At 71.0% G+C, this 17304-nt stretch carries 18 protein-coding genes and 1 tRNA gene; 9 read left to right on the forward strand and 10 right to left on the reverse strand.

Annotation, left to right across the window (positions count from 1 at the left end; all coding sequences use genetic code 11):
- Positions 1 to 89: 89 nt before the first annotated feature.
- Positions 90 to 512 (forward strand): ATP-binding protein, encoded by a 423-nt coding sequence (locus tag ACFYNL_RS21955; RefSeq protein WP_388806069.1) that lies wholly within the window; start codon positions 90 to 92, stop codon positions 510 to 512.
- A gap of 204 nt (positions 513 to 716) precedes the next feature.
- Here the strand turns inward: ACFYNL_RS21955 and ACFYNL_RS21960 are convergent.
- Positions 717 to 790: transfer RNA gene (locus ACFYNL_RS21960), tRNA-Pro, on the reverse strand.
- An 81-nt stretch (positions 791 to 871) separates the two neighbouring features.
- Complete coding sequence (locus tag ACFYNL_RS21965) at positions 872 to 1150, reverse strand: hypothetical protein (protein ID WP_388806070.1); 279 nt, start codon at positions 1148 to 1150, stop codon at positions 872 to 874.
- A gap of 465 nt (positions 1151 to 1615) precedes the next feature.
- Here ACFYNL_RS21965 and ACFYNL_RS21970 point away from each other — a divergent pair, with 465 nt between their 5' ends.
- The gene (locus ACFYNL_RS21970) at positions 1616 to 1960 is read left to right on the forward strand and encodes a cupin domain-containing protein (protein WP_388806072.1); all 345 of its coding nucleotides are present in this window, start codon (positions 1616 to 1618) and stop codon (positions 1958 to 1960) included.
- On the opposite strand, the gene ACFYNL_RS21975 is transcribed toward ACFYNL_RS21970, so the two are convergent.
- Positions 1950 to 2954 carry a LacI family DNA-binding transcriptional regulator gene (locus tag ACFYNL_RS21975; RefSeq protein WP_388806074.1) on the reverse strand — a complete coding sequence of 335 codons (1005 nt, stop codon included), beginning with the start codon at positions 2952 to 2954 and terminating at the stop codon, positions 1950 to 1952. The two genes, ACFYNL_RS21970 and ACFYNL_RS21975, sit on opposite strands and share 11 nt — an antisense overlap.
- Before the next feature lie 111 nt (positions 2955 to 3065).
- Here ACFYNL_RS21975 and ACFYNL_RS21980 point away from each other — a divergent pair, with 111 nt between their 5' ends.
- Positions 3066 to 4229, forward strand: a complete 1164-nt coding sequence (locus ACFYNL_RS21980) for a Gfo/Idh/MocA family protein (RefSeq protein ID WP_388806076.1) — start codon at positions 3066 to 3068, stop codon at positions 4227 to 4229.
- Between the two features lie 7 nt (positions 4230 to 4236).
- Here ACFYNL_RS21980 and ACFYNL_RS21985 read toward each other — a convergent pair whose 3' ends face one another.
- Both ACFYNL_RS21985 and ACFYNL_RS21990 read right to left on the reverse strand, forming a co-directional pair.
- A complete protein-coding gene (locus ACFYNL_RS21985) occupies positions 4237 to 4848 on the reverse strand; it encodes a TMEM175 family protein (protein WP_388806078.1) in 612 nt (203 codons plus the stop codon).
- Between the two features lie 67 nt (positions 4849 to 4915).
- Positions 4916 to 5944: a LacI family DNA-binding transcriptional regulator gene (locus tag ACFYNL_RS21990; protein WP_388806080.1), complete on the reverse strand. Its 1029-nt coding sequence runs from the start codon at positions 5942 to 5944 to the stop codon at positions 4916 to 4918.
- Between the two features lie 119 nt (positions 5945 to 6063).
- Here ACFYNL_RS21990 and ACFYNL_RS21995 point away from each other — a divergent pair, with 119 nt between their 5' ends.
- Genes ACFYNL_RS21995 through ACFYNL_RS22010 form a run of 4 tightly spaced genes read left to right on the forward strand, consistent with a single transcriptional unit; the run spans position 6064 to position 10090 of the window.
- Positions 6064 to 7227 (forward strand): phytanoyl-CoA dioxygenase family protein, encoded by a 1164-nt coding sequence (locus ACFYNL_RS21995; protein ID WP_388806082.1) that lies wholly within the window; start codon positions 6064 to 6066, stop codon positions 7225 to 7227.
- Between the two features lie 17 nt (positions 7228 to 7244).
- Positions 7245 to 8021, forward strand: a complete 777-nt coding sequence (locus ACFYNL_RS22000) for an SDR family oxidoreductase (RefSeq protein ID WP_388806084.1) — start codon at positions 7245 to 7247, stop codon at positions 8019 to 8021.
- Positions 8022 to 8072: 51 nt separating this feature from the next.
- Positions 8073 to 9077 carry a Gfo/Idh/MocA family oxidoreductase gene (locus tag ACFYNL_RS22005; protein ID WP_388806086.1) on the forward strand — a complete coding sequence of 335 codons (1005 nt, stop codon included), beginning with the start codon at positions 8073 to 8075 and terminating at the stop codon, positions 9075 to 9077.
- Complete coding sequence (locus ACFYNL_RS22010; RefSeq protein WP_388806088.1) at positions 9074 to 10090, forward strand: Gfo/Idh/MocA family protein; 1017 nt, start codon at positions 9074 to 9076, stop codon at positions 10088 to 10090. Before ACFYNL_RS22005 ends, ACFYNL_RS22010 begins: the two co-directional genes overlap by 4 nt.
- A gap of 56 nt (positions 10091 to 10146) precedes the next feature.
- Here ACFYNL_RS22010 and ACFYNL_RS22015 read toward each other — a convergent pair whose 3' ends face one another.
- From ACFYNL_RS22015 to ACFYNL_RS22035, 5 genes are read right to left on the reverse strand one after another with little or no spacing between them, the layout of a single operon-like run.
- A complete protein-coding gene (locus ACFYNL_RS22015) occupies positions 10147 to 11169 on the reverse strand; it encodes a Gfo/Idh/MocA family protein (RefSeq protein ID WP_388806089.1) in 1023 nt (340 codons plus the stop codon).
- An 18-nt stretch (positions 11170 to 11187) separates the two neighbouring features.
- The gene (locus ACFYNL_RS22020; RefSeq protein WP_388806091.1) at positions 11188 to 12090 is read right to left on the reverse strand and encodes a sugar phosphate isomerase/epimerase family protein; all 903 of its coding nucleotides are present in this window, start codon (positions 12088 to 12090) and stop codon (positions 11188 to 11190) included.
- Between the two features lies 1 nt (position 12091).
- On the reverse strand, positions 12092 to 13006 hold the full coding sequence (locus ACFYNL_RS22025) for an ATP-binding cassette domain-containing protein (protein WP_388806093.1): 915 nt from the start codon (positions 13004 to 13006) through the stop codon (positions 12092 to 12094).
- Positions 13007 to 13011: 5 nt separating this feature from the next.
- Positions 13012 to 14091, reverse strand: a complete 1080-nt coding sequence (locus ACFYNL_RS22030; protein ID WP_388806095.1) for an ABC transporter permease — start codon at positions 14089 to 14091, stop codon at positions 13012 to 13014.
- On the reverse strand, positions 14091 to 15107 hold the full coding sequence (locus tag ACFYNL_RS22035; RefSeq protein WP_388806097.1) for a sugar ABC transporter substrate-binding protein: 1017 nt from the start codon (positions 15105 to 15107) through the stop codon (positions 14091 to 14093). The genes ACFYNL_RS22030 and ACFYNL_RS22035 overlap by 1 nt, the downstream gene beginning before the upstream one ends.
- A 297-nt stretch (positions 15108 to 15404) precedes the next feature.
- Between ACFYNL_RS22035 and iolC the strand changes: the two genes are divergently transcribed.
- Together iolC and ACFYNL_RS22045 are read left to right on the forward strand one after the other, a co-directional pair.
- Positions 15405 to 16364 (forward strand): 5-dehydro-2-deoxygluconokinase, encoded by a 960-nt coding sequence (iolC, locus tag ACFYNL_RS22040; protein ID WP_388806099.1) that lies wholly within the window; start codon positions 15405 to 15407, stop codon positions 16362 to 16364.
- 35 nt (positions 16365 to 16399) lie between these two features.
- Positions 16400 to 17287, forward strand: coding sequence for a deoxyribose-phosphate aldolase (locus tag ACFYNL_RS22045; RefSeq protein ID WP_388806101.1), 888 nt, complete (start codon positions 16400 to 16402; stop codon positions 17285 to 17287).
- Positions 17288 to 17304: the final 17 nt, after the last annotated feature.

Raw genomic sequence — 17304 nt, forward strand, 5'->3', positions numbered from 1 at the left:
CTATGTTCGTTGACCGCCCGCATTTTCGTCTCTAGCGTTCCTTGTCGGCCCGGTCGGTGGCCGACAGGGCTTCCCCAGAAGGAGGAGAGATGACAACAGCGCAGCTCGCTGCCGCGCCTCGCGGGGAAGCCGAGCACGTCTTTTCGCTGCCGCACGCACCGGGTGCCGTCTCGGGCGTACGTCGGCGCATACGTGCGGTCCTCGCCGACTGGAACCTCGCCGCGGACTTCGCCGACGACGTCCTGCTGGTGGTCTCGGAGCTGCTCACGAACGCGATCGTCCATGCCCTTCCCCCGGCGACGCTGAGGCTCTCGCGCGGCCCGCTCGACCTGGGCAGGGCGGTACGGGTCGAGGTGACCGACATGGGCCCCGCGGCCTCGACCGCGCTGCGCGCTCCCGACCCCGACGAGCACGGCCGCGGCCTCGATATCGTCACCGCGCTGGCCGCCCGCTGCGGTGTGCGGGTGCACTCCGGCGGGACCAGCCGGTGGGCGGAGCTGCGGTTCGGCTGAGGCCGGTCATCGCAGGACGGCTACGGCTCGCCTCCGACGGCCACCACACGCTCGGCGTGACCTCGGCACCGAAGACGGCAGAGATCGTCGCGGACCGGGTCGAGGGAGGCCGGGAAACGCCCTGCGCGGCGAGCGCTGCGCTCTGCCCAGCGCCGCCACCTCACGGCGGGCTCGGACCGCGACGACCGACAGTCCGCTGAACTGTCGGGACGACAGGATTTGAACCTGCGACCCCTTGACCCCCAGTCAAGTGCGCTACCAAGCTGCGCCACGTCCCGTTGCACGCCCCGCGGCGGACCGCGTGATCATGCAGGTCAACCCTACCGCATAGGCGGCATGCTCCACCCGTGGGTCAGCGGCTACCGGCCGCTGCGGACCTTCTCCGCGTGCTCCTCCTGGCGCGGTACCCGCACGTGCACCGGGACCGTCCGAACGGTGGAGCCCTTGTCGGCCGAGAACCAGACGGGCTGAGCCGCCGGGCCGGACGCCGACGTGTGCTTCGCGCACCGGCCCGGGCTCCAGCCCCTGCCCGCGGCGAACCCCGCGATCAGCAGGGTCACGGCCGCGACCACCCACCACGGCAGGCCGGCTGTGGCCGTGAACGCGATGACCGCCACCACCGAAAGAAATGCGGACACGCCCTGCTCCCCCTTCACCGTCAACTCCCCTGCCCCCGGCATACCGAGAGCCGCCTGCGTCACAGCAGGCATATGACGCAACAATACGCGAGACCGTCGTATAACCCAGTTCGGGTCATCCGTACATATGAAGGGCGATTAGATATGAATGACGGAAGAGCAGATATGACGTGCGGTCAGGCAAGGCGCCGGACAGTACCTGTTCGCTGCCGGGGCGAGCAGGCTCCCGGCGAGCATGATCCCGTCGACCGGCCGACCGGCCGACCGACCGGCCGACCGACCGCCCGGCGACGGTCCGAGGACGGTGCCGAACCCGGCCCGTGCCGAAGGTTCGACCGACAGCGGTACAGGGCCTTGCTCGGGGAGCCGATGATGTCGGGCGGCGACGAAGTGTCCGTTCGGCCGCACCCACACCTCACACTGTGTCCAGGTCTTCGCCCCGTACCCCGCGACTAGGGTCACCGCATGACGCACAGCTTCGTAGTCCACATCCCCGACGCCGAGCTCGAACCCGAGCCCCTGGCACCCGAGCAGATCGTGTCCGGCACACCCGAGGTGACCGGGAAGGTGGTCTGGGAGTCGGAGGACGGGCGCCGGATCCGCGGGATCTGGCAGATCACTCCCGGTGTGGTCACCGACACCGAGGCCGACGAACTGTTCGTCGTGATCAGCGGGTCGGCCACCATCGAGGTCGAGGGCGGGCCGACGCTGACCGTCGGGCCCGGCGACCTGGCCGTCCTGCGCGAGGGCGACCGTACGACGTGGACGGTGCACGAGACCTTGCGCAAGGCGTACGCGATCAACCTGTGAGCGGCGGCGCCGTCGACCCGCGGATCTCCAGGGCGGGTGTGGCGAGTTGCACCCGGCCCGCTCCCCCGGCGCCCTCGAAGCGCTCCAGGAGGCAGCGGGCCGCGCGGCGCCCGACCTCGTGGCTGGTGTTGTCGACCGTGGTGAGCCAGACGTGCCGCAGCCGGGCGATGCTGGTGTTGTCGCAGCCCACCACCGACAGGTCGCGCGGGACGTCCAGCCCCAGTTCCCCGGCCGCCGACAGCGCGCCGATGGCGGCCATGTCGTTGACGGCGAAGACGGCCGTGGGCCGGTCCGCGCGGCTGAGCAGCCGGACGGCCGTGCGGTAGCCGCCCTCCTCGGTCATGTCGCTGGGCTCCACCACCGCCCGGTCCGCGAGGCCCCGCTCGCGCATCGTCGCCTCGAAACTGCGGCGTCGCAGCTCGCCCACCGCGCCGTATCCCGCGATGTGCGCGATGCGGCGGTGCCCGAGGCCGATGAGGTGCTCGGCGACCAGCCGGGCACCGTGTTCGTCGTCACCGGCCACGACGTCGACGCCGGGCGGCGCCGGCTCGCGGGAGCCCGCCAGCACGACCGGGATCCGCTCGGCCACCGCTCCGAGCGCGGCCGGGTCGGGCAGTGTGCCGACCACGACCAGCCCGTCGACCCCGAGGTCGAGGAAGGGGCCGGCCGGGTCCTGGCCGGTACGGCGGTTCAGGCGGGCGTCGGCGAGCAGCATGCGCAGGCCGTTGTCGTGCAGGAGCGAGTTGAGGCCGTCGAGCATGTCGACGAACCAGGGGTTGCGCAGGTCGTTCAGGAGAACGCCGACCGTGCGGCTGCGCTGCTCGCTGAGGCTGCGGGCGGCGGCGTTGGGACGGTAGCCGAGCTCGCGAACGGCCCGCAGGACGGCCTCCCGTTTCTCCGGGCGCACCTGGTCGGAGCCGCGCAGTACCAGCGAGACCAGGGATTTGGAGACACCGGCCCGGTCGGCCACGTCGCGGATCGTCGGCGCTCTCATGCTCTGGACCGTTCCATGTGCTGGTGCGGATTGTCAAAGGGTTGACAGTCAGGGGAAACGGAACCCAAGGTGGGCGGGACAGGAAATGGACCGGTCCAAAGAGGGGCTGTCATGGTGGATTCACTCGGTGTCGCCGTCGTGGGTTTCGGCTGGATGGGCCGGGTGCACACCCAGGCGTACGCGCGCGTCCCGCACCACTACCCGCAGCTGGCGGTACGGCCGGAGCTGGTGACCGTCGCCGAGGAGGTCCCGGGCCGGGCCGAGGAGGCCGCCGCGCAGTTCGGGTTCGCCTCGACGACCCGTGACTGGCGCGAGGTGGCCGCCGACCCGCGGGTGCGGGCGGTGAGCATCACCGCGCCGAACTTCCTGCATCGCGAGATCGGCGTGGCGATGGCCGAGGCCGGCAAGCACATCTGGATCGAGAAGCCGGTGGGCCTGACGGCCGCGGACGCCCGAGCGGTCGCCGACGCCGTCGCCGAGGCCGGTGTCCGAAGCGCGGTCGGCTTCAACTACCGCAACGCGCCCGCCGTCGAGGCCGCCCGTGACCTCATCGCCTCCGGCGAGATCGGCGCCGTCACCCACGTCCGCATCCGGCTCTTCAGCGACTATGCGGCGCATCCGGACGGCGCCCTGACCTGGCGGTACGAGAAGGAGCGCGGCGGCAGCGGCGTCCTGGGCGACCTCGCCTCGCACGGCGCCGACCTCGCCCGCCACCTGCTCGGCGACATCACCTCCCTCACCGCCGACACGGCCGTGTTCATCCCGAGTCGCGCCCGCCCCACCGGCGCCACCGCCGGCCACACCCTGGCCGGCGGCGGCGAGCCCGGCCCCGTGGAGAACGAGGACTACGTCAACTGCCTGCTGCGCTTCGCCTCCGGCGCCCGTGGTGTCCTGGAGGCCTGCCGGGTCTCCGTCGGCGAGCAGAACAACTACGGCTTCGAGGTGCACGGCACCAAGGGCGCGGTCTTCTGGGACTTCCGCCGGATGAACGAGCTGGGCGTCAGCCGTGGCACGACGTACCAGGACCAGCCGGTCAGCACGGTGTACGTCGGCCCGGGCGCCGGCGAGTTCGGCGCCTTCCAGCCGGGTGCGGCGAACGCCATGGGCTATGACGACCTCAAGGTCATCGAGGCGTACCGCTTCCTGCGCTCGATCGCCGAGGGCGAGCCGCACGGGGCCACCCTCCAGGACGCCGTGCTCAGCGCCGCCGTACTGGACGCGATGGTGCGGTCGGCGCAGCGCGGCACATGGGTGGACGTGGCCACCGGGGTGTGACGGCCCGTCAGCGCGCTTTGGCGGCCCGCAGCCCGATGGCCACCTTGACCGGGGCCATGGCGAGCCAGAACCACATGGCCGCGGAACCGAAGGCCAGGGCGAGCGGGATGCTGAGGGTGAACACCCCCACCGTCACCGCCAGGTCGAGCACGAAGAGACGGAAGCCCTCCGGCGGCACCGCCTCGTCGCGCAGCCAGGGGCGCCCGGCCAGGAGGAGGACCAGGGCGAGGTGGGCGGCGCCGAGGGCGGCGACCGCCCCCGCGTAGGCGGCGACCGAGGTGGGCTCCCTGCCGTACTCGGCGATGAGCTTGGTCGGGAAGGGCAGCAGGGCCGCGACACCCAGGCCCAGGATGGACAGCGAGATCACCTGCCCGTCGATCTGCCGTACCAGGCGGAAGATGCGGCGGTGTTCACGCCAGAAGGCGCCGAGCACCAGCACGGTGAGCGCGTAGGCGCCGAGGTTCGGGATGAGTTCGTGCAGGGCGTTGTCGTACTCCGCGTCGTCGAGTCCCCGTGGCACGTAGAAGTCGAGGACCAGCAGCGTGATGGCGATCGCGAACACTCCGTCGGCGAGTGCCACCAGCCGCTCGGGCCCGCCGTCCGGGTTCGATTTCCACATGCGCACGACGGTAGGGATCCGTGACCGCCCCCGCGGGCATTACACGCCCGGCGCACGCGCCCGATCGTCACCCGATGGGCGTGGGCATGTTGTACGGCGTCACCACCTGGATCGCCGACGGCAGGGTGGGCCCGGCGGGCGGCAGGGCGCCGTGGGCCCGCATGACGATGTGGCAGGCCTCGCGCATGTCCTGACGCAGGTCGTGGTGGAGCACGGCGGACAGGCGGTGCTCGCGCAGCAGCCGGGTGTTGTCGTGGTCGAGATCGTGCGCGACGAACACGGCGCACTCCCGGCCCAGTTCCTCGAAGGCCCGCAGCGTCGCTATGTTGCCGCCGCCGATCGAGTAGACCGCGCGGATCTCCGGGTCCCGCTGCAGGGCGGCCCGGACGAGGTCGTACTGGGTGGCGTCCAGTCCCTGTCCCTCGGTCAGTTCGACGAGCGTGCGCTCGGGATGACGGGCGCGCATGGCGCTGCGGAAGCCCATCTCGCGTTCCTCCTCGTTGCGGAAGAAGCCGCTGCTGAGGCTGGTCAGGACATGGCCGGGGCGGTCGCCGAGCCACTGGCCCACGAGGTACGCGGCCGTCGCGCCGGCGGCCCGGTTGTCGATGCCGACGTAGGCCAGGCGCGGCGTGGACGGCAGGTCGGTCACCAGGGTCACCACCGGTATGCCCGCGTCGGCGAGCCCGGCGACGGCGGCGGTGACCTCGGGTACGTCCGGGGCCTTGAGGATCACGCCCTGCGAACCGCGCCGGGCTATCCGCTCCAGCGTCCTCGTCAGCTCCTGCACCGGTCCCGTCTCCCGGAAGTGGAAGCGCGAGCGCACCACGGCGGGGTGCAGGGCGGGCAGCTCGGCCTCCAGGGCGGCCCGCACGGCGGTGGAGAACCGCTCCGGCGTCTGCATCACGATGTCGATCATGAAGGTACGGCCCACCAGCCGGACCTGGGTGCGCTGCCGGTCCAGGTCGGCGATGGCCTGGTGGACCTCCCGCGCGGTGCTCTCGCGCACCCCTCCCCTGCCGTTGAGCACCCGGTCGACGGTGGCCTCGCTCAGACCTGCCTGACGTGCGATCTCCCGGATCGGGAAGGGATGGCCCATACGGATGCTCCTGGGTGGCGGCCCTGAGGGGTTTTTGATGGCCGCCTGCTGGTTGTTCGAGGGGTTTGTACTGACAAGAATGACAGCACTGCGTCGCCCCTGTCACCGAGAGGACGCCGATGTCCTTCACCTCCGTACATCGCCGTGCGTGGCTGTCCGAGCGGGACTGCGACCTCGCCGCCTTCCGTGCGCTGGTCGAGCGGACCACCGACCTCACCGACCACCCGCACGCCTGCGCCGTCCAGGAGGGCGTCCTCGTCTACGACAGCGACCGGCTGCGGGCGGCCGACCCCCGGGCGGTACGGGCCGAACTGGTCCGCGCACTGACGGACGGCCCGGGCGTCGTCGTCTTCCGGGGCGCCTTCCCCGACCCGGAGGTGGTCGACCGGCTCAGCGCCGTGTTCGACGCCCTGATCGCCGAGCAGCGCGCCTCGGGCGTGCACGCCGGTGACCACTTCGCCCGGCCGGGCGCCAACGACCGGGTGTGGAACGCGCTGGAGAAGGCGGCGCTCCACGACGCCGAGGCGTTCGCCGATTACTACGCCAACGACGTCCTGGCGCTGGTCTCGACCGCCTGGCTCGGGCCCGGCTACCAGGTGACCTCGCAGGTGAACGTGGTCAACCCGGGCGGCGCCGCGCAGACCGCGCACCGCGACTACCACCTGGGTTTCCTGACCGCCGAGGCCGCGGCGGCCTACCCGGCCCATGTCCACGCCCTCTCCCCCGTGCTCACCCTCCAGGGGGCCGTCGCGCACTGCGACATGCCGGTGGAGTCGGGGCCGACGATGTACCTGCCTTACTCGCAGACGTACGAGCCGGGCTACCTGGCCTGGCGCCTGCCCGAGTTCCAGGCGTACTTCGACGCCCACCACGTGCAGCTGCCGCTCGCCAAGGGTGACGCGGCCTTCTTCAACCCGGCGGTGTTCCACGCCGCCGGCACCAACCGCTGCGCGCACGTCCGGCGCATGGCGAACCTGCTCCAGGTGTCGTCCGCGTTCGGGCGGGCCATGGAGACGGTGGACCGCGAGGCGGTCGTGAACGCCGTCTACCCGGTGCTGCTCGGGCGCCGAGGCGACGGCGCGGACGAGGCGTGGCTGGGGAACGTGATCGCCGCGAGCGCCGAGGGCTACCCCTTCCCCACGAACCTCGACCGCGATCCGCCGGTCGACGGGTCGGCCCCCTCCTCGCAGGCGGACGTCGTACGGCGTGCGCTGCGCGAGTCGTGGACCCCCGAGGCCCTGCGCGCGGAGCTGCGGGCCGGCGCCGAGCGGCGCCAGAGCTGAAAGGACCCGGAAGAGACATGGCACTTCTCGACGACAAGGTCGTCCTCGTCAACGGCGGCAGCCAGGGCGTCGGCGCGGCGATCGCACGTGCGGCAGTCCGCGAGGGGGCGGTCGTGGCCGTCACCGGACGGCGCGCCGAGCCCGGTGAGGCGCTGGTGGCCGACCTCGCCTCCGCGGGGGGCAAGGCCCTGTTCGTGCGGGCCGATCTGTCGGACGCCGAGCAGGCCAAGGCGGCCGTGGCCGAGGTCGTCGACGCGTACGGCCGGATCGACTGCCTGGTCAACTCGGCGGGGCTGACGTCGCGGGGCACGCTGCTGGACACCACGCCCGAGCTGTTCGACCAGCACATCGCGATCAACCTCAAGGCGCCGTTCTTCGCCATGCAGGCCGCCGTGAAGGACATGGTCACGCGGGGGGCGCCCGGCACGGTCGTCAACATCATCACGTCCTCGGCGCACGGCGGGCAGCCGTTCCTCGCGCCGTACGTCTCCGCCAAGGCCGGCCTCATCGGGCTGACCCGCAACGCCGCGCACGCGCACCGCTGGGACCGGATCCGGATCAACGGCCTGAACATCGGCTGGACGGCGACGGAGGGCGAGGACGCCACGCAGAAGGCCTTCCACGGCGCCGACGACGACTGGCGTGAGCAGGCCGCCGCCAAGCTGCCGATGGGCAAGCTCGGCCAGCCGGACGAGATCGCCGACTTCGTGGTGTTCCTGCTGTCGGACCGGTCCGGGGTGGTCACCGGCTCGGTGATCGACTGGGACCAGAACGTGCTCGGCGGCCTCGACTAGCCGTACCCGACCTCTCCTCGCAAGACCCGCACTCAAGAAAGCGAAGCCCCCATGCGTATCGGAATCCTCGGCCTCGGCCGCATCGGCGCCTTCCACGCCGAGACCCTGTCCGGACTCGACGCGGTCGACTCCCTCGTCGTCACCGACCCGTTCGCGGACGCCGCCAAGGCCGCCGCCGAGCGCTTCGGCGCCGAGGTCGTGGACTCGCCGGAGGCCCTGCTGGCGGCCGGCGTGGACGGCATCGTCGTCGCCGCCGCCACGGACGCCCACCCCGCCCTGATCCTGGCCGGGGTCGAGGCCGGCATCCCGGTGTTCTGCGAGAAGCCCGTCGCCAGGACCATGGGCGAGGGCGTCGAGGTGCTCAAGGCGGTCCAGGGCAGCGACGTGCCGATCCAGATCGGCTACAACCGCCGCTTCGACGCCGGTTTCGTCGCGGCGCGGGCCGCCGTGCACGCCGGTGAGCTGGGCAAGCTGCACACCGTACGGTCGACCACGCTGGACCCGGCGCCGCCGCCCGCCGCGTACGTGGCCGCCTCCGGGGGCATCTTCCGGGACTGCTCGGTCCACGACTTCGACATCATCCGCTGGGTGACCGGCCGCGAGGTGACCGAGGTGTACGCCGTCGGCGGCAACCGGGGTGCCGACTACATCAGGGAGGCGGGTGACGCCGACACCACCGGCGCGATCCTGACCCTGGACGACGGAACGATCGCGGTGGTCTCCAACTCCCGCCACAACGCCCGCGGTTACGACGTCCGCATGGAGATCCACGGCTTCCAGGACTCCATCGCCGTGGGCCTGGAGGACAAGCTGCCGCTGCGCTCGGTCGAGCCCGGAGTGACCTTCCCGGCCGGCACCCCGCACGACTTCTTCATGGACCGCTTCACCGAGGCCTACCGCGTCGAACTCACCGCGTTCACCGAGGTCGTGGCGGGCACCCGGCCCTCCCCCTGCACGATCGAGGACGCCCTGGAGGCGGGCTGGATCGCGGAGGCGTGCACACTGTCGCTGCACGAGCACCGCCCGGTGACGATCGAGGAGGTACGGCAGGGATGAACGACTCGGGCCGGGAACCGCTGCGCATCGGGGTGCTGGGCGCCGCACGCATCACCGAGCTCTCCCTCGTCGGCCCGGCCCGCACGACCGGCCACCGCCTCGTCGCGGTGGCCGCGCGTGACAGGGCCCGTGCCGAGGCGTTCGCCGACGAGCACGACGTGGAGCGCGTGGTGGACTCCTACGCCGGCCTGCTCGCCGACCCCGAGGTGGAGGTCGTCTACAACCCGCTCGCCAACGCTCTGCACGGGCCGTGGAACCTCGCCGCGCTCGCGGCCGGCAAGCACGTCCTGACGGAGAAGCCGTCGGCGAGCAACGCCGAGGAGGCGGCCGAGGTGCGGGAGGCGGCGGCGAAGAACGGGACGGTCTTCATGGAGGCCTTCCACTACCTCTTCCACCCCGTCACCCGGCGTCTGCACGAGCTGTTGGCCGACGGTGAACTGGGCGAGCTGGAACGGGTGGAGACGCTGGTCGCGATTCCGGCGCCCGACGACTCCGACCCGCGCTGGTCGCTGCCGCTGGCGGGCGGCGCCGTGATGGACCTCGGCTGCTACAGCCTGCACGCGGTGCGGATGCTCGCGCCCTGGGCGGGCGGTGCGCCGCGCCTCGTCCGCGCGCGGGGCGGGGAGCGGCCGGGCGCGCCCGGCGTCGACGAGTGGCTGGACACCGAACTGGAGTTTCCCGGCGGGGCGACCGCCTCGGCGCGCTGCCACATGGCGTACGGCGGGCTGGAGATGAGCTGCCGGATCGTCGGCTCCCGGGGCGAGGCGTTCGCGCCGAACTTCGTGCTGCCGCACCGCGACGACCGGGTCGTGGTGCGTACGGCGCAGGGCGAGCGGACGGAGCGGCTGGGTACGCGCTCGTCGTACACCTACCAGCTGGAGGCGTTCGCGGCGCACATACGCCGCGACGCGCCACTCCCGCTGGACGCGGACGACGCGCTGGCGACGATGGCGCTGATCGACGAGTCCTACCGCGCGGCGGGGTTCGAGCCGCGGCCGCGTACAGCGCTCTGACATCCGAACGGACACGGTCGGGCGCCGGGGAACTCCCCGGCGCCCGGCCGTTGTTGTCAGTCCTGGTACAGCGCCGGTCGTTCGACCAGGTCCACGGTGACCCGGCCGCCGTCCTCCAGCGCCCGTACGCCCGCCTCGCACACCGCCGCCACGGCGTACCCGTCCCATGCGCTGGGTCCGGTGACCTCGCCGCGGCGGGTGGCGTCCACCCATGCCTGCACCTCACGGTCGTAGGCGTCGGCGAACCGCTCGATGTAGTCCTGGGCGATGATGCCGCCCCAGCGGCCGGCGGCGTGGGTGACCATGGCGTGGCCGTCGCCGACGCGGGCGGTGCCGCGTTCGCAGACGACCTCGCACTGGACCTGGTAGCCGAAGCCGCAGTTGACGAAGATCTCGACGTCGACGACGGCTCCGCCGTCGGTCTCGAAGACCACGAACTGCGGATCTCGGATGCCGTCCGGCGCGTTCCCTGACGGGGCCGGGGCCAGCACGGTGACGGCCGTGATCTCGTGGCCGAGCAGCCAGCGGGTCACGTCCATCTCGTGGGTCACCGAGTCGTTGATGAGCATCGCGCTGGTCCAGCCGGGTGGGCTGGCGACGTTGCGGTGCTTGTTGTGGAGCATCAGGGGGCGGCCCAGCTGGCCCGTCTCCAGGAGGGCCTTGAGCTTCATGTACTCCGCGTCGTAGCGCCGCATGAAGCCGACCTGGACCCGGCGGTGCCCGAGCCGCTGTTCGGCCGCCAGGACGCGCAGGGCGGACGCGGCGTCAGGGGTGAGGGGTTTCTCGCACAGCACCGGCAGATCGTGCTCGAAGGCCGTGAGGAGGGCCGCCTCGTGGGCGGGTCCCGGTGAGGCGATGATCACCGCGTCCACGTCGGCCGCCGCCATCGCCGCGGCGGGGTCGGTGTGGGCGGCGCAGCCGTCGACGCGGGCGGCGACCGCTTTGGCCCGCTCCGCGTCGACGTCCACGACGGCGGTCACCCGTGCCCCGCTGGTGACCTCCTGGATGCGGCGCACATGGTCCGCACCCATCTTTCCGGTACCGATGACTGCGACTCCGAGTGTGGCGCGCTCAGTCATGGCTGTCCTTTCGGGTCGTCAGGCGCCGCAGGACCTCAGGAACTTCCGGGTGCGCACCGCGATGGGCAGCGGCTTGTCCGGCTCGCACGGGTACATGTCCTGCTCCACGATCGCGAACAGGTCCACGTTCAGCTTCTGCGCGGCCTCCAGGACCGGCCCCAACGCCGGCACACCGGCCGGTGGTTCGCACATGACGCCGCGCTGGACGGCGGGCCCGAACGGGATCTCGTTGCTGACGACGTCGGCGAGGATCTCCGGGTCCACCTGCTTGAGGTGCAGGTAGCCGATCCGCTCACCGTAGGTCTCGATCAGCTTGACGCTGTCGCCGCCGCAGTAGGCGTAGTGCCCCGTGTCCAGGCACAGGTTGACCAGGTCGGAGTCGGTGGAGTCGAGGAAGCGCTCGACGTGGGCCTCGGTGTCGATGTGGGTGTCGGCGTGCGGGTGGACGACGATGTCGAGTCCGTACGCCTCCCGCACCTCGTGCCCGAGCCGCTCCATGCCCTTGGTCAGGTGCGCCCACTGCTCGCCGGTGAGCTCCGGCGGCTCCAGGATCTCGGCGGTCTTGTCGTCCCGCCAGAAGGAGGGGATCACGACCAGGTGCTTCGCGCCCATCGCCTGGGTGAGCGCGGCGACCTGGCTGACGTGCTCCCAGGTGGACTCCCAGACGGAGGGGCCGCGGTGCAGTCCGGTGAAGACGGTACCCGCGGACACCTTCAGGTTCCGCTTGTCCACCTCGTCGGTGAGACGGGCCGGGTCGGTCGGCAGATAGCCGTACGGGCCCAGCTCGATCCACGAGTAGCCGGCCTCGGCGACCTCGTCCAGGAAGCGTTCCCAGGGCACCTGCGCGGGGTCGTCGGGGAACCAGACGCCCCAGGAGTCCGGGGCCGAGCCGACCCGGATGCGGTCCAGCACAGGGGGCATGTCAGGCCTTCCCTTCGGGCGCGGTGGCCACGGGGGCGGTGAGGTCCGCCTCTTCCGGGAGCTCCTCGACGTCGACGCCGCGGACCTGCGCCAACTCGTGCTTGAGCGCGGCGAGTTCGGTACCGCCCGCCATGTGGTTGGTGAGCTCTTCGAGGCTGACCTCGTCACGGGAGGCGTTGAGCTCCATGGTGCCGAGGCGCAGGACGCTGAAGTGGTCGCCGACCATGTAGGCGTGGTGCGGGTTGTGGGTGATGAAGATGACGCCGAGGCCGCGGTCGCGGGCGGCGGCGATGTACTTCAGCACGACACCGGACTGCTTGACGCCGAGGGCGGCGGTGGGCTCGTCCAGGATGAGGACGCGGGCGCCGAAGTAGACGGCGCGGGCGATGGCCACGCACTGGCGCTGGCCGCCGGACAGGGTGCCGATGGGCTGCTCCATGTCGTCCAGGACGATGCCCATGTTGCGCAGTTCCTCGTCGGCGGTCTTCTTCATCTTCTCGATGTCGAGCCGACGGACGGGCCAGGGGCCCTTGGTGATCTCGGAGCCGAGGAAGAAGTTGCGCCACACCGGCATCAGGGGGACGACGGCGAGGTCCTGGTAGACGGTGGCGATGCCCTTGTCGAGAGCCTCGCGCGGGGTGGAGAAGCGCACCGGTTCGCCGTCGACGAGGAACTCGCCCTCGGTGTGCTGATGCAGACCCGAGATGATCTTGATGAGGGTGGACTTGCCCGCGCCGTTGTCGCCGAGCACGCAGGTGACCCGGCTGGGGAACACCTTCAGGTCGACGCCGTGCAGGGCGCGGATGTTGCCGTACGACTTGCCCGCGGCGCGCAGTTCGACGACGGGGCCGTCCTTCTCGGGGGCCTCGTCGGCGAGGACGGCGCCGTGGGTGCCGGTTCCGTTGGTGGGTGTCATCGCGGTCACCTCCGGGTCGCCGTGCGCTGCACGTACAGATTGATCAGGACGGCGCCGAGGAGCATCACGCCGAGGAACGCCTTGAACCAGTCGGGGTTCCAGCCGGCGTAGACGATGCCCTGCTGCACCATGCCGAACATGAAGGCGCCGAAGACCGGGCCGATCGCCGAACCGGCGCCGCCGGTCAGCAGACAGCCGCCGATGACGGCCGCGGCGATGTAGATGAGCTCCTGGCCCACGCCCTCGCCGGACTGCACGGTGTTGAACGAGAACAGCTGGTGCATGCCGACGAACCAGGCACCGAAGCCGACCAGCATGAACAGCGAGATCTTGGTGAACGTCACCGGCACACCCACCGCCCGCGCGGACTGCTGGTTGCCGCCGACCGCGAAGATCCAGTTGCCGTACTTGGTGCGCAGCAGCACCCAGGTGGCCAGGGCCGCGAAGACCAGCCACCACACCACCGTGATCTTGACGTTGACCCCGCCGACCTCGAAGGACGAGGCGAAGAGCGCCTTGGCCTGGTCGAAGCCGTCCATGTCGCTGATGTCGTCGGTGGCGACGTTGCCGGTGATCAGCTTGGTCACCGCGAGGTTGACGCCCTGCAGGATCAGGAAGGTGCCCAGCGTGACCAGGAAGCTCGGCAGGCCCGTCTTGACGAGCATCCAGCCGTTGAACAGGCCGACCGCCAGTGACGCGATCAGGGCGACGATCACGCCGACCCAGACGTTCATCGTCAGCTGGTAGCTGATCATGCTCGCGGTCAGCGCGGAGGTGACCACCGCGACGCCGGCCGACAGGTCGAACTCTCCGCCGATCATCAGGAGGGCCACGGGAAGGGCCATGATCCCGATCGTCGACGACTGGTAGAGGATGTTGGCCATCGAGCTGCCGTCGCGCACCGGCGGCGCCGTGATCAGGAAGAAGACCAGCACCGCCACGGCGCCGAGGAAGACGCCCACCTCGGGGCGGGCCAGGAGCCTCAGCGCCGGCGGGCGTTCAGCGGTCCGCCCGTCCTTCTCCTTGCCGGGGCCGGGGGCCGGCGGTGTGGTCACCGCCGGCTCAGCCTGTCGGGTCATGCTCATCACCGAGTGCCCTTCGCGGCGAACTTGTCGATCGTCTCGACGTTCGTCTTGTCGACGAAGGCAGGTCCGGTCAGCACCGGCTGCTCCCCGCCGCCCATGTAGTTGCCGTTGTTCTTGTAGAGCCACAGGGAGTCGATCGCCAGGTAGCCCTGCAGGTAGGGCTGCTGGTCGACGGCGAACTCGATGTCACCCTTGCTGATCGCTCCGGTCAGCTCCTTGTTCAGGTCGAAGGTGGCGACCTTCGCCTCGCTGCCGGCGTCGCCGATCGACTGCACCGCGGTCAGCGCGAACGGGGCACCGAGGGCGACGACGTAGTCGATGCCGCTGTCCTGCTTGAGCTTGGCCGTGATCGTCGACTTCACCGACGGCATGTCGGTGCCGTTGACGTTCAGGTTCTCGACCTTGCCCTCGAAGGTCTTCTTCACGCCCGCGCAGCGCTGCTCCAGGCCGATGTTGCCCTGCTCCTGGATGACACAGACGGCGTTCTTGGCACCGGCCTCGTTGAGCCGCTTGCCGAGCGCCTCGCCGGCCACGGTCTCGTCCTGGCCGAAGAACTCCATCAGGCCGAGCTTCTGCCACTCGCTCACACCGGAGTTGAGGCCGACCACCGGTATGCCGGCGGCCTTCGCCTTGTTCACGACGTCCTTCATCGCGTCCGGCTTGGCGAGGGTGATGGCGATGCCGTCGACCTTCTGGTCGATCGCGTTCTGGACCAGGTTGGCCTGGTTGCCGGCGTTCGGGTCGTTGGAGTAGATCAGCTTGATGTTGTCCTTGGCGGCGGCGGCCTCGGCACCCTTGCGGACGATGTCCCAGAAGGTGTCACCGGCCGACTGGTGGGTGACCAGGGCGACCGTCATGCGGGGCGTGGTGGCCTTGCCCGCCGAGGCGTCCGCGGCGCCTTCCTCGGACTTCTTGCCGCCGGAACTGCTGGAGCATCCTGCGAGCGTCAACGCTGCCGCTGCGGCCACGGCCACCACGGGGGCCAACTTGCGGGAGCGAGAGTAAGAGCGGTCCATCTTTCCAGCACCTCACTGTGCGACGGGGGTGTGCGACGGGGGGAAAGGGTGTGATCACCGGGATCCATGGCCCGGGCCCGGAGGTCCGGTCGTGTGCCGTGGAACACGGCGGTTGCGCTGGGACGGGATCCAATCGCTGGATCCGGCCGCTGTCAATACTTTGTTAAGACATCATTTCACAAGCAGGTCCGAATGTAAGTACAAAGTATTGACAGCGTCGGCCTCCACGCCCTACATCTGGGAGGCGGCAGGCCCCCTGGGGGCCGTACCCCCAGCCCAGCTCTAGGAGCGTCGCGCATGGCCGAGTCAGCCAAGCCCTTCGACTTGATCACAATGGGAAGAATAGGAGTCGACCTCTATCCCCTGCAGTCCGGCCTGTCTCTTGCGCAGGTGGAGACGTTCGGCAAGTTCCTCGGAGGTTCGGCCGCGAACGTCGCCGTCGCCGCCGCCCGACTCGGCCGTACCACCGCCGTGATCACCCGGACCGGCGACGACCCCTTCGGCGCCTACCTGCACGAGGCCCTGAAGGACTTCGGCGTGGACGACCGCTGGGTGACGCCCGTCGCGACCTACCCGACGCCGGTGACCTTCTGCGAGATCTTCCCGCCGGACGACTTCCCGCTGTACTTCTACCGGCAGCCTAAGGCGCCTGACCTGGAGATACATTCCGAGGACCTGGACTACTGGGCCATCCGCTCGGCCCGGGTCTTCTGGATCACCGGCACCGGCCTGAGCGAGGAGCCGAGCCGCTCCGCCACCCTCGCCGCCCTCAAGGCGCGCGACAAGGCGGGGACCACGGTCTTCGACCTGGACTGGCGGCCCATGTTCTGGCGCGACCCGGAGGAGGCCCGCCCCTACTACGCCGAGGCGCTGCGGCACTCCACGGTCGCCGTCGGCAACCTCGACGAGTGCGAGATCGCCACCGGTGTCCGCGAGCCCCGCGCCTGCGCCGAGGCGCTGCTGGCGGCCGGGGTGGAGCTGGCGGTCGTCAAGCAGGGCCCCAAGGGGGTGCTGGCCGTGCACCGCGACGGCACGGAGGCCGAGGTGCCACCGGTGCCGGTCGAGGTGGCCAACGGCCTCGGCGCCGGCGACGCCTTCGGCGGCTCGCTGGTCCACGGGCTGCTGTCCGGCTGGGACCTCGCCACCACCATGCGGTACGCCAACGCCGCCGGCGCGCTCGTCGCCTCCCGACTCGCCTGCTCCTCGGCGATGCCCACCGAGTCCGAGGTCGAGGACCTCCTCGCACAGGCGTCGTGACGGCCTGCCGAGCCACCTTCGAACGGAGCTTTCCCTTGAGCATCACCATCCCCGACCTCACCGCGATCAGAGCCCGCAACCCCGAGGCGATCGCCGAGGCCGCCGCCCGCCGGAGGCGTCGCCCGCTGATCGGCGACAGCGGCCGCCTGATGATCGTGGCCGCCGACCATCCGGCCCGCGGCGCGCTGAGCGTCGGCGACCGCCGCCTGGCCATGGCCGACCGGGCCGATCTCCTGGAGCGCCTCTGCGTGGCGCTGTCGCGGCCCGGTGTCGACGGGGTGCTGGCCACCGCCGACATCCTGGAGGACCTGCTGCTGCTCGGTGTCCTCGACGACAAGGTTGTCATGGGCTCGATGAACCGCGGGGGGCTGGCCGGTGCGTCCTTCGAGATGGACGACCGCTTCACCGGTCACCGCGCCGAGGACATCGCCCGGCTGCGCTTCGACGCGGGCAAGCTGCTGGTGCGGATCGACTACGGCGACCGGGGTTCGCTCGACACCCTGGAGTCCACGGCCCGCGCCGTCGACGCCATGGCCGCGCTGCGGCTCCCGCTGTTCGTCGAGCCGTTCATGTCCCGGCGCGTCGACGGCAAGGTGCGCAACGACCTGTCCGCCGAGGCCGTCACCAGGTCCATCGCCATCGCCTCAGGGCTGGGCGGCACCTCCGCGTACACCTGGCTGAAACTGCCCGTCACCCATGACCCCGACGACATGGCGGAGGTTCTTCAGACGTCCACGCTGCCGGTCGTCCTGCTCGGCGGTGAGGTCGGGGGCACCGCCGAGGACCAGGCGGGCGCCTACGAGCGCTGGCGCAAGGCGCTCCAGCACCCCACCGTCCAGGGCCTGGTCGTCGGCCGCTCCCTGCTCTACCCGGCCGAGGGCACTGTGGAGACGGCCGTGGACACGGCCGTCGGCCTGTTGTGACACGGATTGCGACCCGG

The organism is Streptomyces sp. NPDC007808, from assembly GCF_042868655.1.
GTDB lineage: Bacteria > Actinomycetota > Actinomycetes > Streptomycetales > Streptomycetaceae > Streptomyces.

Coding starts and splice junctions, on each gene's coding strand:
- ACFYNL_RS22025 (WP_388806093.1), bottom strand. CDS start 13,006: ATGACACCCACCAACGGAACCGGCACCCACGGCGCCGTCCTCGCCGAC.
- ACFYNL_RS21985 (WP_388806078.1), bottom strand. CDS start 4,848: ATGTGGAAATCGAACCCGGACGGCGGGCCCGAGCGGCTGGTGGCACTC.
- iolC (WP_388806099.1), top strand. CDS start 15,405: ATGGCCGAGTCAGCCAAGCCCTTCGACTTGATCACAATGGGAAGAATA.
- ACFYNL_RS21980 (WP_388806076.1), top strand. CDS start 3,066: ATGGTGGATTCACTCGGTGTCGCCGTCGTGGGTTTCGGCTGGATGGGC.
- ACFYNL_RS21995 (WP_388806082.1), top strand. CDS start 6,064: ATGTCCTTCACCTCCGTACATCGCCGTGCGTGGCTGTCCGAGCGGGAC.
- ACFYNL_RS22015 (WP_388806089.1), bottom strand. CDS start 11,169: ATGACTGAGCGCGCCACACTCGGAGTCGCAGTCATCGGTACCGGAAAG.
- ACFYNL_RS21970 (WP_388806072.1), top strand. CDS start 1,616: ATGACGCACAGCTTCGTAGTCCACATCCCCGACGCCGAGCTCGAACCC.
- ACFYNL_RS22030 (WP_388806095.1), bottom strand. CDS start 14,091: ATGAGCATGACCCGACAGGCTGAGCCGGCGGTGACCACACCGCCGGCC.
- ACFYNL_RS22000 (WP_388806084.1), top strand. CDS start 7,245: ATGGCACTTCTCGACGACAAGGTCGTCCTCGTCAACGGCGGCAGCCAG.
- ACFYNL_RS21955 (WP_388806069.1), top strand. CDS start 90: ATGACAACAGCGCAGCTCGCTGCCGCGCCTCGCGGGGAAGCCGAGCAC.
- ACFYNL_RS22035 (WP_388806097.1), bottom strand. CDS start 15,107: ATGGACCGCTCTTACTCTCGCTCCCGCAAGTTGGCCCCCGTGGTGGCC.
- ACFYNL_RS22005 (WP_388806086.1), top strand. CDS start 8,073: ATGCGTATCGGAATCCTCGGCCTCGGCCGCATCGGCGCCTTCCACGCC.
- ACFYNL_RS21975 (WP_388806074.1), bottom strand. CDS start 2,954: ATGAGAGCGCCGACGATCCGCGACGTGGCCGACCGGGCCGGTGTCTCC.
- ACFYNL_RS21990 (WP_388806080.1), bottom strand. CDS start 5,944: ATGGGCCATCCCTTCCCGATCCGGGAGATCGCACGTCAGGCAGGTCTG.
- ACFYNL_RS22020 (WP_388806091.1), bottom strand. CDS start 12,090: ATGCCCCCTGTGCTGGACCGCATCCGGGTCGGCTCGGCCCCGGACTCC.
- ACFYNL_RS22010 (WP_388806088.1), top strand. CDS start 9,074: ATGAACGACTCGGGCCGGGAACCGCTGCGCATCGGGGTGCTGGGCGCC.